Source organism: Aliifodinibius sp. S!AR15-10, from assembly GCF_031569985.1.
In the GTDB taxonomy this organism is placed as follows: Bacteria; Bacteroidota; Rhodothermia; order Balneolales; family Balneolaceae; genus JAMQKA01.
In genome coordinates, this window is record NZ_JAMQKA010000028.1 from 29659 (window position 1) to 47320 (window position 17662).

Below are 17662 nucleotides of genomic sequence, written 5' to 3' on the forward strand. Positions count from 1 at the left end.
TGTAATGTATTGGATTCACAGATATCAATCTTAAACAGGCTCGTATTTACTCTCAGCTTTCCTGACCGTTTCTTTGTCAATTAGATCATCCTGGCTTTTCACGGGCGACAGGTATGAATACATCGCAGGAATCACATAAAGCGTGAGGATACTCCCGAGCAGCAGTCCCCCGATCACGGCAATACCCATCGAGGTTCGGCTTTCAGCTCCAGCGCCCAGTGCCAGAGCGATCGGAAGAATTCCCAGGATCGTAGACAGACTGGTCATCAAAATCGGTCGAAATCGTGCCACAGATGCGTCCTTTATAGCCTCCATAATGCTGAGTCCGTGCTCCTGGCGCTGGTTGGCAAACTCCACGATCAGGATCCCGTTCTTGGTCACCAGCCCGATCAGCATAATCATCCCTATTTTACTGAAAATGTTGAGCGTCTGATCAAAATACCAGATAGAAAGCAGTGCTCCAGCGAGCGCAAGGGGCACGGTAAACAGGATAATAAATGGATCCCGGAAGCTCTCGAACTGTGCGGCAAGCACCAGGTATATGAGCGCAAGGGCCAGGATGAAGATAAAATTCAGGTTGGAGGCGCTCTCTTCAAAGTCGCGGGAGGGACCGCTCAGGCTGGTGGAAAAAGAGTCGTCCAGTACCCGCTGCCCAATCTCATTCATAGCATCGATCCCTTCGCCGATCGTCCGTCCGGGAGCCAGTCCGGCGGAGATGGTAGCCGCTGCAAACCGGTTGAAACGGAACAGTTGCGGTGGACTGCTTTCTTCACTAATCGTTACCACGTTATCAAGCTGAATTAACTCATTGCGGGTATTCCGGACGTAAAGCGATTTCAGATCGACCGGTTCATCCCTGTTTTCCCTGGTTACCTGTCCAATCACCCATTGTTGTTTCCCGTCCATGATAAAGTATCCAAACCGCTGACCACTGAAGGAAAGTTGTAGCGTTTGCGCAATATCGGCCACCGAGACACCCAGCGCCCGTGCTCGTTCACGGTCAATCTGGACACGCAGTTCCGGGCGGTTAAACTTCAGGTTTACATCGGGAAAGGTTAACACGGGATGATTGCGGGCTTCCGCCAAAAACTTTGGAATGACCTCCTTGAGCTGATCCAGGTTTTGGGCCTGCAGCACATATTGAACAGGCAATCCCAAACTTCTTGTACCAATACTTTGCGGTTCTGAAACGAACGTCTGCGCCCCACTCAAATTACGTACCACGCCGCTGAGCTGGTTGGCGATCTGGTGCTGCGACCGCTCCCGTTCGTCCGGATCATTCAGAATAAGAAATGCGAACCCTGAGTTCACCGAGCTGGAGGCCCCGAATCCCGGCGATGTCACCGAAATCACGGCTTCACTTTCCGGAACGGTATCCTGAACGGCGGTAATTAGCTTGTCCATATAGTGATCCATGTATTCAAACGAAGCGCCTTCAGGCCCCTCGGCAAACATCCGAATACCGCTGCGATCCTCGAGCGGTGCCACTTCCTCGGGAAGAATGGTGCCAAATCCAACAATTGCCACACCCGTCACTGCAATGATGACAAAAGCCAGCCAGCGCTTGGCCATAAACCGATCGAGGCTGTCTTTATAAACCTCATTCATTTTCTTGAAAAACGGTTCTGTCTTGTAGTAAAACCAGCTGTGCTTCTGCCCTTTTTTAAGGAATTTGGATGACAACATCGGTGTAAGAGTCAGTGCCACAAATGTGGAGATAATGACTGCTCCAGCGATAACCACCCCAAACTCCCGGAAAAGCCGCCCGGTCACACCTCCTATGAACAGGATCGGCATAAATACCGAAACCAGGGCAAGTGATGTGGCCACCACAGCGAAAAAGATCTCTTTAGATCCTAAAATCCCCGCTTCAACAGGATTCCAACCCTGCTCAATTTTGGCATAAATATTTTCAAGTACGACAATGGCATCATCCACCACCAGGCCGATGGCAAGAACGATAGCCAGCAGGGTGAGCACATTAATTGAGAAGTCGACCAGGAACATGATGAAAAAAGCCCCGATGAGTGCAATCGGAATCACAATGATCGGGATTACGGTAGTTCGCCAATCCCTCAAAAACAGGAAAATGATGAGGATTACGAGTGCAAGCGCAATAAAAATAGTCTGTTGCACCTCGTTGACCGACTGCTCAATATATTCAGTGGAGTCAAAGCCCGTCGCAATCTCGATATCGGGTGGAAGATCTTTTTTAATGTTCTCTACCCTGCTGAAGAACTCCTGTGTAATATCCAGCTGGTTGGCTCCCGGCTGGGCGACCGCCACCACGCCCACCATCGGCACCCCATCGCGTTTCAGGATGGTGCGCTCGTTTTGGGGTCCCAACTCAGCACGACCGATATCACGGAACCGGATCGTATTCCCATTCTGCTCGCTGATGATCAGGTTGTTAAACTCTTCCACCTCCGTCATTCGCCCCATGGTGCGGATTGTCAGCTCAGTGGTATTTCCCTCTATTCGGCCGGACGGGAGCTCTACGTTTTCGCGATTCAAAGCGCTGCGAACATCCAAAGGGGTGAGATCGTAAGCAGCAAGTTTTATTGGGTCCATCCACATGCGAATGGCGTATTCCTTGGATCCCCAGATATCCACGCTGCTCACGCCCGGAATGGTTTGCAGGCGCTCCTTGAAAATATTGTCCGCAATGCTGGTCAAATCCAGCAGGTTGCGGCGCTCGCTGTTCACATTCAAAAACACAATCGGAAACGCATCCGCATCCGCTTTAGAAACGACCGGAGGTTCTGCATCGGGCGGCAGGTTTTGCATGGCACGGGAAACGCGGTCGCGCACGTCATTGGCAGCGGTCTCCAGGTCCACATCCAGGTCGAATTCCACGGTGATAGTACTTCGTCCCTCCCGGCTGGTCGAAGAGAGAGTCCGAATGCCGGCAATACCGTTGATCGATTCCTCCAGCGGCTCGGTGATCTGGGTCTCAATCACATCCGCATTGGCCCCGATGTAAGAAGTACTGACCGTGATAATAGGGGGATCCACTGCCGGGTATTCCCGCACCCCGAGATAGGTAAACGAAATAATACCAAACAACACGATAACAATAGACATCACCGATGCCAGTACCGGCCTGCGAATACTCAACGACGATAGACTCATGCCCGTTACCTCGACTATTTATTGAATTTCATTTAATACCACCGGCATACCCGGCTGAACCTGCAGCAGTCCGGTAGTCAATACCGTATCACCAGCACTTACTCCCTGTACAATCTGCACTTTTTCTTCTGTACGGATCCCCGTTTACACGCGCTGTTCCATGACCTGCCCGTTGCTGTACATGAATACTTTCTGTCCCTGGATTTCAGGAACCAGGGCGATTGTCGGGAGCATGAGTGCGTCATCAATTGTATCGAGCACGAGCTTAATATCGGCGAACGCACCGGGGACCAGCAGTCCTTCATCATTGTTGCTCCTGGCCCTGATCTGCAAGGTCCGCGTCTGCGAATTGATGCGCGGCTCAATCGCATAAATCTCTCCTTGAAACTCCCGGTCGGTCCCCTGAACGGTGAATGTAATCCTGTCTCCCACTTCTACCGTATTGACGTACCGTTCGGGAATGGAAAAATCGAGCTTTATCGGGTTTATGCTTTGTAACGAAGCGATACGTGTTGTAGGCGAAATGTAGCTGCCTTCACTCACATATTTGAGTCCCACCCGGCCGTTGAAGGGAGCACGGATCTCCGTCTTTTCAATTTGGGCTTTGATGAGAGCCACCTCAGATTTCAACACATTTACCTCGTTCAGCGTGGCATCGTAATCCTCTTGGCTGATGCCCCCTTTTTCGAGCAGTTTTTCTTGGCGCGACTCCCGCTCTGTGGCCAGATTCAGGCGATACTGTGCACGGGTGAGCTGAGCCTGCAGTTCGCTGTCATTAATCTTTAACAGGAGCTGCCCTTGTTTCACATTCCGCCCCTCCTCCAGGTAGATATCGGTAATTTTGCCGGAAATTTCGCTGCTTAGTTCCACTTCTTCATTTGCCAAAAGGGTGCCGGTTGTAAATATTTTGTCTTCCACACTATCGGTCCCCACCCGCACGGCATCCACCTGCAATGCCGATCTGGCACTGGCAGCAGCTGAGTTCGCCGTATTGCTATCAGTGAACAGTGGTTTCACCTTGGGATAAGCGAGTGCTCCCAAAGCCACAAAAAGCGCCCCGACAAAAAGAATTCGTTTCGTGATTTGATTCATTAATCTATAGTTAACCTTAAGAATAGTATATCATCCAGACTTGCATAATATCACTATCGTACCTCTTTTCAGAGAGGAACTCTATTAATTAATGTAAAGTTCTTTCCTCGCATCCTTCAATAATTGCTACAATTTAAAGATTGCTTTCGACTTTTACATTAAATAGCGGATGTGGAGGTTTAGCTAGTACAGTTACCTGTTAAATCGTAACGTAATTGGGCCGCAAATTTGTACGTAGTCATCCTATTTCACATTTCTCCCTTGGAACCAGGATAGGCTGGATTAAAGGATGTACGGGATTACTTCTTATACAAACATTACATCCTGGTTCATCCAATAATCCTGTAAATCCCGGTTCTAATTTTTATTCACCTATACACGTGCTTCACTCCACTTCTTTTGACACCACCCTATCTATCGTGGTTAATGGCCTATCACTTGCGCGGGAATTAATTCCCGCGCTACCGATAAGACGGTATCGGCTCCCCTGTTGTCGCTGGATTCCTCACAAAGGCCGTTTTTATATTGATCCGAATTGACCACTCAAATCTTATGCCTATAAAATAAATTTTTATGCGCATTCCTTTTGAAGCAATGCGCATTCGTTTGTTAAGCTATAGGCATTCCTTTCTTAAGCAGTGCGCATAAATTCCTGAAGTTGTACCTATTGCTTTTGGCAGTGATGTGCATCAGTTCTGTAAAGAATAGTTAGTATCTTCATTCGCAGATAGCCTGTGTTCGACTTGAGAATTACTCAAAATAATAACTGTCATCGCGAGGAGGCTTTGTTGCCTTTTGGGCTCAACGATGATGTCGACGTGGCGATCTCCCCATCCGTCCAGTTGTCGGATTCCGAGGGTTACTGAATCCTTCTCAATGATAGTTTTTATATCGAACCGAAATTAAATAACCTGAGGTATAAGTGGCATGGTACAAAAGTCTCTCCGTCGGCTGACGGAAGATGATCCATCCGAGTTGTCTCCGACAGCAGTCGGAATGGATCCGAGGGGTGTTATTACGCCAATTGAAGAACACTTCCCACCCTCCTCAAGGAGGGAATTGAACCGTGCCGATTTCAACTTATGTGGGTCTTATATCGAACTGACGTTAGGGTATCCTATTGATTGTTTTGTACGTTCAACTACAGCATCTCCTTCCGGGACTTTCCGGAGACTGATGGCATGCAGGAGCTTTCATTCAGAGGCTGCCTATTAAGAATTACGCGGGATCTCGCGGGGAATCATAACGTTGATTTAACAACTGCCGTTATCAACGTTCAATAGCCCTTCGAGATCCTGAAACAAGTTCAGGATGGCACTCAACATGTTTCTAGCCTGTTCAAGCCTTTATTCCAAATATTTCGACAAACCAACAAAGTGCGCAAAAATCATATCTTAGTGCTCTCTGTGGTTAAATAACATTTACTCGTTCATTTCGAATCGGGCACTACTCATCGAAATAGGACAGATCCCACTCCTCATGCCATTGAATGAATGGCTGTCCATTTTCATCGAACTCTATTGGCAGCCAAACATACGTTCCGGTAATCGGGTTCTCCGGTTCCCAGCGGTCGCCCATGTAGATGTAGGCATCTTCTTTGCCCTGGACGTTTAAAATGAAAGTACTCTGGGAATCAAAGGTGATATCGGCTCTTTCACCCTTTGCTGGGTTCCCTGTCATCTGCCATTCCCCGAAAAGGGAGTCGGCCACCAGCAGGCGCGCGGGGTTGGGATCCCAACCGGTCGTCCCGGACGCAATTATGTAATATTTCCCTACGTGCTTAAAGATAGCCGGGGCTTCATTAAACTTTCCGGGTAAAATCCGATTATACCTTCCTGTGAAAGATTGGAAGTCGTCACTTAGTTTAGAAATATGCAATGTAGCGTTCTCCTCGGCAGAGTGGATATGGTAAGCTGTTCCGTCATCATCCACAAACAGCGTCATATCACGTGACATCTGTCCACCTTTTTGGTCGCGCCGCAGGAACAGGCCGTCCACCAGCGCCTCACGCCAGGGATCGGTCCACCACTCCAGGGTGTCGGCATCGTACTTTTTACGCTTGGTTTCAGTGGTGGCACGCACGGGCCAGTCACCCGCATTGGGGCGGTAGCTGCGCAAGTAGCGGTAGGGGCCGGTCACATTCTCGCTAACGGCCACCCCGGTCCGCGCCGCGCTGTACCCCTGCCCTTTCAGCTCCAGGTGGAACCACATCACGTAGGTATCGGTCTTTTCATTATAGATCACTTTTGGTCGTTCAATAATAGCTCCGGATACAATCTCACTATCGGGAGCATCCGATACGGCAAGCGCAACGCCTTCATTTTTCCAGTTGTACAAGTCTGTTGAGGAGTAAACCCGCACTCCTACTTCTGCACGATTGTTTTCTCCCTTGTGTTCACCAAACCAGTAGTAGGTGCCATCCTGATATAAAATCCCGCCGCCATGAGCATTAATGTGAGTGCCGATGTCATCCAGCCATTGTTCACCGGGATGAAATTGTTCATACGGCTGGGCCCTCAAAAGAGAAAGGTCAGCAAGTAGAAGTGTACAGCTCAATACAAATAGTGTTGCAAATTTATATTTCATAATATCTAACAACGAATAAGTAGTTTTTAATCCACAGGGTAGCAAGCCCAGCTACCCTGTGGAGTTCCACCCTGTCGCAGTGTTGTGACATGATGGATAATGTACGGTTATTTGGCCGGTGTTGCCGCAAGATAAATATTCCGGGCCCTGAATTCTGCGTGATCCGGTCCCGGACTTCCGCTGGAGCCTTCCATCTGCATGTTAATAATCAGCCAAAACGGTTCCCCAATGAAGTCATCGGCGGTGTGAGAGGCTGTTAGCTTGCCATCTATATAAAAATTTAGGTCAACATAAGTGTCATCTCTTTTTTTCATGATCACCTTGTAGTTATGCCAACTATCCGCATTGGAGATTTCTGTTTTTTTAGTCTGCCAGCTGACATCTCTCCAGTCTGGACCGGTTGCGGTATTTTGCCAGTTGATGTTGTTGCCTTTAAACTCCATGATATCTACTTCCGGCGGCCAGTTCCATGCGCCGGTAATCCAGAAGGCCGGCCATGTTCCCTGGTCTGTGGGTACCTGGAAATCACCGCTGATTTCCCACTTGGGCAGTGAATCATTAATCACAATATGATTCCTGTTGTGGATGGCTCCCGATGCGTAGTTAAACTCGTTGTGTGTAATAGGATCGGCCTCAATCAGAAGCTCACCATTGGGTTCCAGGCTCATCTGCTCCTGCACCATCAGGGCCGAACCGTTGTGGCTGTCGCCCCATGGGTAAAACAGGTCCCAGTGCTCGTTGAAAGCAGTGGTATCCCGAAAGCTGGTGGAATCGATAAAAACAATTGACTCAACGGGATCCGGGACTTTTTCGGTGACAAACTCTAGTTCTTCACCATAACTCACTCCGGCATCATTGGTAGCGTAAGCCCGGGCGTAATAGGTGGTGTTATCCTTAAGGTCCTCAATATTCACAGAAAACTCACCCGAACCCTTTACTGAAGAGGCGTCTGAATGAAATGTATCCATCGTCGGGGTTTGCAATGTATCCCAGCATATTCCCCGCTCGATAACGCTTGAACTGCCATCGGCCAGCACTTTTCCACTGCCTTTTGCTGCAGTGGTGGTTACGTTGGTGATCTCCACGGTTTCAACCTGGGGAACCTCCCCCTCGGTGTTGGTAGTATCTTTTGGTGGATCTGGTTCTTCAGTGGACGTCGGTTGGCTGTTACCGGAACAAGCCGTGATACCAGTAAATACAATGATAATTACAATAGACGTTGTGTAGTTCATACCACTTTAAATTGGAATATTTGAACAATTTCAGGATGCAGGGCGAATCCACTTTTTTTAAAAGGGCCGGAGCTTAATAACTGCTTGGCAGCCCATCCGTCTTCATCCCCTGCATGATCAATGAGTGAATGATATAGAGCATCTCCTCCCCGGTATCTTCATGCGCCCCGTTGATGCCATATGGCCAAAAATGCAGGGCATCTCCCTGTATTACGGCATTGGTGTCCTGCGTCATGACCTGCAGCAGGGTATTGGCATGGGGCCCTTGATACACGCCGTTATCTATTAGCTCATCCCACTTCCAGTGCTGTCCCACCCCCACGGTATGCATAATCTCGTGCAGGGCGGTACCGGTTTGCTGGTATGAGGGATCCGAGCCGATCCTGATGGTCCCGTTAATATGACCATCGGTGGTTGCTACATCCGGGTTGTAGTACACATCCAGCTCCTTTTCTATAGATGTGAAATGCTCGTAGTAATGCACGGCCTCCTCAAAGGCATTTTCTATCCGGGTGTAATGCTCCTGCAACTCCTCCGAGGGATTCGAAACTTTGTGAAATGTGTATGTAATATTTCCCTTAGCGATGGTTTGCAACTGGATTTGCCGCCCATATCCTGTGCCTTTCTCGTTTGTAGCATACGCTCTCATGTAATAGGCAGCTTCGGGTTCCAGGCCCTCAATACGAGTTAAGAATTTCCCTGTCCCCTCTCCTTCAATTGTTTTGGAATCCGTGATATCCGGATCCGGTTCTTTACTCCAGCAAATGCCTCGTTCGGTTACCGGGTAGGCGCCAGGCGGGTTCACTTCGCCGGCGACGAAAGCGATTTCGGCTCCGGCCGCATAATCTTTTTGTGATGAGACAGATGGCAAGCTGGCGGGCAAAGTGGTAAAGGAACGTTCTTCTCCATACCCTGTACCAGCTTCATTACTCGCATATGCACGTATATAATAGGTGGTATCATCAATGAGTTCAGAAAGACCAGCCGTAAATTCTCCGGATCCCTTCACCGATGAGGCGCTGGCATGTGAATCTTTGGTAGTTGGAGTGTCTGCAGTACTCCAGCATATCCCCCTGCTCGTAATAGGTGAAGAACCAGCTTCCAACACTTTTCCTCCACTTTCTGCAGTATTGGTAGTGATATCTGTTATCTCCCTCGTTTCAACCTTTGGCAAATCATCTTCAGTCTCGACGGTATCAGCAGACGTGGAGGATTCAGAAGGGTCTGGCTGCGTGGAATTAGAGCATCCATAAAACACGACCAAAGACGCAATGACAATAAGTAATTTTGTAATTACATATCTAATCATGAGATCCAGGATTATTAGCTACAGATAAAAATGGATATTCATTTTAATTCTACTCTACATGAGTCACCAGCACGATTGTTCATGCCTGAGATGATGAGCATAAATGAGTAGCACTATAACACACAAAATCCCTATGACACAGCCTGACGCTATCTTACGCCAGGCTATGCTGTATTTGGCTGCGTCTCAAGTAGTGAGTGATGAATTAGGGGTTACTAGGGAAATAAAGCTCCTGCAATATCTTGCTCAGTTCTATTGCTTGAAAAACTCAAATGATACAATGTTGCAATGCCTTCCGCTCGCCCCTTCACTGATCCAGCCTCCGGGTTGAGTAGTGGCATATCCCACAGATACTTGTTGCTGCTGAGAGATCGTGAATTCAATTTGAAAGTCATCGGGATCTTTGCTCTGTAAAATTCTGGAGTACCCGATTGTAGCCGGGTCATTTTCAATAGCTCCATCATTCACATCGGGCAGCGTACCGCCGTCAGCAACTACCAAATAGGCATAGTCACCTTCCCCGGAATTGGAGGTATCATTCCCATTGCGCAAGTTGGCTTTAAATGTGTAGGTACCGGGCGAAAGAGTGACGGTCTGATAAATTTTCCCGTTCGTAATACCCGGTGCTCCCCAGCCGGATTCTACGTTAAAAATGTTGCCGTTCCACTCATCCCAACCACCGTAACCGCCGTGGTTTTTGGCAGCTTCGTTGGTAGTCCAGTGTGCCAGGATACCCCAACGGCCTGAAGTTGCTTCAGCTTCAAATGGCACCTCATAATTTTTCAGGTAGGATATATCTGGTACAACTGCATCGAACTCGGTATAAAATGTGTCGATACTGGTAGGCTCCGGCAGGAACAAGGTGCGGTACTTAAACTCAGTGCCGATCTTGTAATTTTCGAGTACGATCTCTTCACTGTCTATAGGAAGTTCCATGGTGTGTGTAACCTCATTGGCATCGGTGTACTCAATCTGAGTGGCAAACACGCCGCTGGTCAGGTCCATGCTCCCGTAATTCAGCGTCGTATTGAGATCCCCGGCATAAAGGTCTTTACTGACGATCGGCCGGTTATTCAGTGAATGTTGATAGCGCTCGCCATAGACCCTTGCGTTGCCGTTAACCGGGAGCGAGGAGTTCCCCAGTGAGTCATAGGTAATGACTTTGAAATTGTAGACTTTTTCCTGTAGTCCATCGATGACTTTTTGCATCGTATCGACCCCGGCTGACCGATTGACTGGTACTACTACGGAGTCTCCCCCGTTGTTCCAGAAAATGCGGGCCTCATTGATTTTGGGATCGGCGATGAAAAGTCCTTCCACCATCACCCTGTTATGGCCGGAATAGACAGTAAGAGAATCAATTTTCCCGGTGTAGGATATTTCTCCCTCTTCCTCAACATACTTTTTGTATTCATCCATGTCTGAGCAAGAAGAGAACCCAACCGCCAGTCCGACGATGAGAACAAACCAAATGCTTCTGTTATTCAATGATTTCATAATATTTCGTTGTTTATTTTAGCACTAAAATTCTTAGCTATGGCTGCTATGGAGTTGGATCTCCGTAGACCTGGACCTCGGATATCGCGATATGCGTAAACCCGTTCCAGTTCTCCAGGTTTCTTATACGCAGGTAGCGCACTTCCGGGGCTGCAATATCAAAATCCCAGCTAAAACCGGCATTGGCCGTTTGGTAGTCCTCATTACTTTGTTCCCCATAAGGAAGGCCGGAGGGCTTGGTCTCCTCATAAGTTCCAAGTTTGTGCCAGTTATCCTGCTCCATCCAGTTTTCCGGATCTTCAATGGTTGGATCTGAAGCACCCCAAATTTCAAACCGTTTCGGGCAGCCCAAGTAGTAGTAGATCCTGCCGCCCGTATAATATTCCGGGTAATCCCAAATCACGATTCGACTGAGCTTGGTTTCCATGCCCACATCAATTGTCAACGTATGGGGCTCTGAAGGTTGATAGTCTCTATTCGTTAGATAGACTCCAGGCCAGTGCATAAGATTACCGTCCCACAAGTTGTTAAGTGAATTTGAAGGGTGATGTGGCGCATCGCCTTCCAGCGGGTATCCGCTATAACCCGATTTGGGAATGGGCGCTTCATACAACGGCTTAAGCTCAGTTACCAGCGTATCTGTATAATTCAGCCACCGATCACGTACGGTAATGGCAAAATCCTGCCGCAGCGTATCCAAGCCCTCCCTCAAGTTGGCATTAATTTCATCCGTTGAGGTATATATGCTCTGGGGATGTATTTCCCACTCCCCGAAATCATCTTTCAGCATAACCAGGATGGCAATATCGTTACGCTCCGGATTCTCGGCCTCTACATTGATCCCACCAAACGCGGCCCTGGCGGTAATGCTGTTGTATACATCCCATATTTTTGATCTTTTGGGATTGATGGTAACCGAAACCGGTTCCGACTCTATCTCATTTCGGTTTACGGCATAGAGTGTTACCTCCTGGCTTGTGGAATCGGCATAGCCCTCGATTTTCAATGAATTGTCGTAGTATGACGCTTTCACTTCCATCTCCTTACCGGTATCAAGGGTATACTCCGCCCGGACGTAAAGCAGATCTTCATCATCAGGCAGTGTATACGTCAGTTCGGCACCACCAGGGAGATTTTCCACCTGCACATTTTTGACCTTTCCCGGTGGCTCCGTTCCCTCTTCCAGGGGCTCGTTGATGCTGGTTTCTTTGCAAGAAAGAAACAGGAACATTCCACCAATAATCAGTAAGAAACTCTGTCTTATTTTTAACCACTTCATATCTATACTTATTTGATTTGTAGAATTCATATTCGCACTTATCCCTACCATCCCGGGTTTTGAATCAAGGCCGGGTTACGAATCATAGTCGTCTGATCGATCGGCCACAGGTAGTCTCGCGGCGCCACAAATGTCTGCTGGTACACCGTGGTTTTCTGGTAATAGGACACGGCATTCTGACCTTTGACGTTCCACCCCGTAATCGGGTTATTCAGCTCATCGGCGGCTCTTTTCCAGCGTCGCAGGTCCCAGAATCGCTTGCCTTCAAAGGAAAGTTCAACCATTCGCTCGCGCTGGATTATTTCACGTAATCCCTCCTGTGTATTCGGTTTGTCAGGATTAACTGAGTAGTTTTTCCAGGATTCTACAACCCCATCCAGGCCGGCACGGGCCCGAATGCGATCCAGGTATTCATAGACTTCTGCTGACGGACCATACGCCTCATTCATCGCTTCAGCGTACATCAGGTATAGATCAGCGAGTCGAAGCTGCGGCCAGGCGTACTCTTTGTATGAAACGCCAGAAGAACTTGTAGTTTGGTTCCAGTCCACCAGCTTTTTGATGTAATAGCCGGTCACATTGTTGTGGAATGAGTGGGAAGAACCCGAGTAATCCCCGAACTTCGCCCGTATCACCCAGGTGTTTTCATCCGAGTTACTGGGAGAGTCGTACTTGTAGAAGGTACTGCCGTCAAATCCCAGGTTTGCGTAAAACCGGTACTCGCGGTCAAAGTTCAGCCGCGCCGTCTCGAAGCCCTCTTCTATATTATAGCTTTCTGAAGCATCCGCCGTTCGCAGTTCCGACTCGTTGTCACGCGAATAGGTTAGTGTTTTGTCCTCATCCATCGGCACCCCGTTTTCGGAGTAGAACATCCGGGCAATTTTGATTGGGGCTGAAAAGATTTTACGGGCGTTATTGTGGTTGTGCTCTGGATCCAGCGGTACCATGGCATTCCGTTGCAGATCCCAGGTGGTACTGTTGGAAAGGCCCCAGATTACCTCGGGATTCCAGCGTTCACTTACGGCCTGCCGGATACTCAGCTTCGTTATCGTGGTATCAGAAAGGTCGAATGCGGTCTCCTCAAACTCAAAGAGTTCATGGCCATTTGCTTCCGCTACCTGGATAGCGCTATCAGCTGCAGCAGCTGCGGCCTCCCATTTTTCGACTTCAAAAGTGGGATTGATCAGTGGGGTACCATCGTCCGTGGCAAAACTCGCGGGATAGCCCTCATTTCCATTAAACAGTGGACTTGCAGCGGTCAACAGTACCTTGGCTTTAACCCCGAGTGCAATGGAGCTGGTGATACGACCGAGTTCAGTATTTCTATCGCTAATTCGATTCGGCAGCTTCTGGGCTGCTGAGTCCAGCAGTTCCACAATATAATCCACAACTTCGTCCACCGGCTGGCGCGGGCGCTGTACCTGCTCTTCTGAGGCATCCACCGGCAGATCATCCTTGATAAGGGGAATGGGCCCGTACATCCGCATGAGCTGAAAATGGAAGTACGCTTTCAAAAACTCGGCCTCTCCGATCCAACGCTCACGCTCCAGGTCATCAAGATCGGGGACCTGGTTTTCATCCCGGATGTTCTCCAGGAAAATATTACAGTGGCGTATACCATCAAACAGCTGATAATTGTCGCCAGGGCCACCTCCATCGTAGTTTCCGACCCAACTGTTATAGTATGAGTCTCCCACCCGCTGATTTCCACGGGCTATTTCGAATGAGAAGACATTATCTATACTGGTTTTATAAGGAATCCAGAGTTCATCTCCTCCCAAGAAACCCATATTGTATTGCGTATCCCCGTTTCTCGGGAGGTACGAGTAGAGAGTAAAAAGATATTTTTCCGCTTCGTTGCGTAGTTCAAAAGCGTGATCCATCGTTGATACGTTGTCCGGTACCACATCCAGGAAGTCACAGGACTGTGAGGTGAAGGCCACCCCGACCAGTACCAGTGCAATCACCGCTCTGCGCAGGTTTGTTAAAAGTCTCATAGTGTTATCTGATTTGTGAAATTTCATTCTGTAATCCGTTTTTAATTTCCCTGTCTCTCATTGTTACAGATCGAGCTCAATTCCAAAGCTATAGACGCTCTGTATGGGGTATCCCAGTCCATTGCCGCCCATTTCAGGATCCCATAGCTTGAAATTACTCCATACCGCCAGGTTGGTGCCCGTGGCATAGGCTCGCAGGTTGCGGATGCCGAACCTTTCTGTTAAGTCAGGGGGTAGTGTATACCCGAGTTCAAGGGTTTTGAGCCGCAGGAACGAACCATCCCGCAGCCACCATGTGGAAGCCTGGTTGTTATTTTCAATTTCGGTGTTACTCAGACGAGGGAAAAAGGCATATGGGTCACGATTCTCTTCAGACCAGTGGTCTTCTGCAACGGTTTCCAATAACCCGTGTTGATACCACCTGCCATAATCTTCGTCAAAGCGAATACGGAACGGAGAGATATTTCCAGAGTTAATAAAGAAGGAGGTGCGTTCAGAGCCCTGGAAAAAGAAACTAAAGTCAAAATCTTTATATCCAATTGTTCCACCAAAACCGTAGATAATTTCCGGGGTTATGGGATGCCCGATCGGTACCATATCAGCTTGGTTGATCACGCCATCGCCGTTCATATCGTGGTACTTGATATCACCCCCCATATAGGTACCGAACTGTGTGGGAGAGTTCTCCACTTCGCTCTGATCAATAAACAGGCGCTCGGCAATATAACCGAACCGCTGTGCTATGGAATGCCCCACTTCTGAACGATAGGCCTGGTCTTGCGGGTAATTGATCTCGTCAGCCTTAGTCTTCTCGCTTGTAGCATAGGTGAAGTTTGCTCGCATACTGGACCACCAATCCTGCGAGAATTGTTTCTGAAAATCCATTGAAAAGTCGACGCCCTGGCTAATCGCTTCCCCATAATTGGAGGATGGAATTGCCATCAGCCCCATACTCTCTGTAAGGTAGGTACGTGGTTGTAAAATACTGGTTCGATACTGCCGGTAGACGTCCACTACAAAGTTCAGGGATGATTCGTACAGCGAGAGGTCAAAACCCACGTTGTATTGCTCCGATTTTTCCCAGGAAATATTCCGGTTGGAGTACCGTGAAATGGAAACACCTGGCCGACTGTAATCAAACTCCTCACCAAATGTAGAGCTATATGTGAAGTCATTTAGGTTTACATTGGAAAGATAAAAGAAACGGTCATCCACGTCTCCAATCGCGTCATTACCAATCAACCCGTAACTGGCCCTCAGCTTCAGTTCGCTGATAGTTCCGTTAAATGGGTTGAAGAAGTCTTCGTTTGAGATCCGGTAAGCTAGTCCAAGGGATGGAAAGAATCCAAAGCGGTGATCTTCTGCAAACCGCTCGGACCCGTTGTACCCAAAGTTGAACTCGGCCAGGTACCGCTCGTCATATCCATACGTAAAGCGGCCAGATATCCCCATGTTTCGCCGGGGTAGAGAGGACTGTACACTCCCGGCATTCCCGGTTTGGTAACTGGATATTAGCCCAAGCAACATCCCGGAAACGGCATGTTTATCTAAAAATGTACGCTTATAGTTGAAAGCGGTTTCCATGTACATATTGGAATTCAGCGTCTTTTGCCCTTCGCTGTAATTGAGATACTCGGTGCCTGGAATACCGATAGAATTCGCACCGCCGTCATTTAGCACTCGGAGCTGCATGTCCCCGCTTACCGGGTTGCGGTATCCATCATAGTAAAAGGGATTGTACTGCCGGGAAACATCAAAGCGGGAGTAGCGCTTCAGGTACCCCATGGCGCGGGCTGTTAACCCTTCCGTTATCCCGCTCAGGTCCTGCTTCAGTTCCAGCTGTGGCTGAATATTCGAGGTTTTCCACACCTGGTATCCCTCGACCATCTCGGCATAAGGATTGGATAGCAGTGACGTGCTCCCGCGCCCCGTCACCGCACCGCCAAACATCGGGTGGTCCAGGTAGGGCCTCATGCTGGAGGGATACACCGCCGGAAATTTCACCGGGTTTGACCAAACCGCCGCATTAAAGATAGACTCACCGCCACCTACGGGACCGGAGTAGTTGTCAAACTGACCGTATACCCTGATAATTGCTTCGGTTGTCGAGGTCAGGTTAAGATTGATGTTACTGCGAACAGAATAGTTTTGCAGCTTAATGTTATTGTTGAAGTCATTCTCCCCATCAACTTTCAAGACTCCGTTATCAACGGTATAAGTACCTGCAACATAATACTGCACATCCTTGTTACCCCCGCTGGCACTCAGATTATAACTTTGATTGACGGTATAGTCTTTAATTAACTGGTCAATCCAGTTATTACTTGGATACAAATATGGGTTATTCCCGGCTTCGGTATTCTGTATCTTCGTTCGCGTGTAGGGCAATACAGCATTGGGATCACGGGTCAGGGCTGCTTCATTTGCCAGGTTCATATAGGTGATATTATCGGCAAACTGGAAGTTTTGCGTATTCGTGGAAACTTTGGTCTCCGTTCTCACTTTGAACCGAGTTTCACCAGCCTGACCTGATTTGGTTTTAATGATCACAACCCCGTTTGCACCACGAGCCCCATAAACGGCTGAAGCAGTCGCATCCTTCAGCACAGAAAATGACGCAATGTCGTCCGGTTGCAGGCGCGCCATATCGGTGGTTGAGGACTCAATTCCGTCAATTAAGATCAACGGGTTCTGCTTACCTGACCCGAATGTCCCGAGTCCACGAATAAAAAATTCCGAGTTGTCGGCGCCTGGTTCACCACTGCGTTGGAAAGAGATCATGCCAGCGACCCGACCCTGCATCATGTTGGTCAGGTTGTTGGAGGTTCCCTGCAGCTCAGTGGGATTAATAGTACTAATGGAACTTACAACACTTGTTTTCTCCTGTTCACCGAAACCAACAACAACGACTTCATCAGAAGTGACAGCCTCTGCTACCAGCTCAACATTCACTATATTTCGCCCGCGAATCGGCACTTCCTTCGTCTGGTAACCGATAAATGAAAACATCAGCGTATCCTGTGGAGAGGGAGTATTCAGGCTAAACTCGCCATCTGGATCGGTAGCGGCACCGATCTGAGTTCCTTTCACCACAACGTTTACCCCCGGCATGGTGTCCCCCGTTCCGGCGTCCGTGACAACCCCTTGCACCTGGTGTATAAACTTCTCCTCTAAAGCACTTGGTTCAGGAGCAGGCTTTATGATGAATGTTCTCTCATTCAAATTCATGTACTTCAAGTTGAATGGAGCTAGTAACTTTTGAAGATTCCTCCCGAAACTGTCGGACTGCCTGGAGTTGGGTACCACCTGCATTCCATTCAGGAGGCCACTTTCATACACAAAGGCAACATTATACCTGCTCTCCAGCTGTTTAAGCGCATCCTCGAGTTCAACCTTCGCGCTATTGACATTGAAATAATGGTTGTCTGCCAGCCCATTTTGCGTGAGTTTCTGGTCTGAAACCTGGCCATAACCCCGTAATGTTCCAGCCAAGAGCAGTAACAGACATCCCAAAACCTGTATCTTCGTATCCATTTTA

The 17662-nt window shown here is 48.6% G+C and carries 9 protein-coding genes; all 9 read right to left on the reverse strand.

What is annotated here, in order from left to right:
- Positions 1 to 30: 30 nt before the first annotated feature.
- The 9 genes from NC796_RS16690 to NC796_RS16730 all read right to left on the reverse strand — a co-directional run bounded on the left by NC796_RS16690 (position 31) and on the right by NC796_RS16730 (position 17658).
- On the reverse strand, positions 31 to 3132 hold the full coding sequence (locus tag NC796_RS16690; protein ID WP_310686014.1) for an efflux RND transporter permease subunit: 3102 nt from the start codon (positions 3130 to 3132) through the stop codon (positions 31 to 33).
- Between the two features lie 144 nt (positions 3133 to 3276).
- Positions 3277 to 4224: an efflux RND transporter periplasmic adaptor subunit gene (locus tag NC796_RS16695; protein WP_310686016.1), complete on the reverse strand. Its 948-nt coding sequence runs from the start codon at positions 4222 to 4224 to the stop codon at positions 3277 to 3279.
- A gap of 1446 nt (positions 4225 to 5670) precedes the next feature.
- Positions 5671 to 6810 carry a glycoside hydrolase family 43 protein gene (locus tag NC796_RS16700; RefSeq protein ID WP_310686017.1) on the reverse strand — a complete coding sequence of 380 codons (1140 nt, stop codon included), beginning with the start codon at positions 6808 to 6810 and terminating at the stop codon, positions 5671 to 5673.
- A 107-nt stretch (positions 6811 to 6917) separates the two neighbouring features.
- Positions 6918 to 8042, reverse strand: coding sequence for a hypothetical protein (locus NC796_RS16705; RefSeq protein ID WP_310686019.1), 1125 nt, complete (start codon positions 8040 to 8042; stop codon positions 6918 to 6920).
- 73 nt (positions 8043 to 8115) lie between these two features.
- Positions 8116 to 9351, reverse strand: a complete 1236-nt coding sequence (locus tag NC796_RS16710; protein WP_310686021.1) for a hypothetical protein — start codon at positions 9349 to 9351, stop codon at positions 8116 to 8118.
- Between the two features lie 252 nt (positions 9352 to 9603).
- On the reverse strand, positions 9604 to 10848 hold the full coding sequence (locus tag NC796_RS16715) for a DUF4998 domain-containing protein (protein ID WP_310686022.1): 1245 nt from the start codon (positions 10846 to 10848) through the stop codon (positions 9604 to 9606).
- A 46-nt stretch (positions 10849 to 10894) separates the two neighbouring features.
- Entirely contained in the window at positions 10895 to 12127 is a 1233-nt protein-coding gene (locus NC796_RS16720; protein WP_310686023.1) for a DUF4959 domain-containing protein, read from the reverse strand.
- A gap of 44 nt (positions 12128 to 12171) precedes the next feature.
- Positions 12172 to 14124, reverse strand: coding sequence for a RagB/SusD family nutrient uptake outer membrane protein (locus NC796_RS16725; protein ID WP_310686024.1), 1953 nt, complete (start codon positions 14122 to 14124; stop codon positions 12172 to 12174).
- Between the two features lie 63 nt (positions 14125 to 14187).
- Positions 14188 to 17658 (reverse strand): TonB-dependent receptor, encoded by a 3471-nt coding sequence (locus tag NC796_RS16730; RefSeq protein WP_310686025.1) that lies wholly within the window; start codon positions 17656 to 17658, stop codon positions 14188 to 14190.
- Positions 17659 to 17662: the final 4 nt, after the last annotated feature.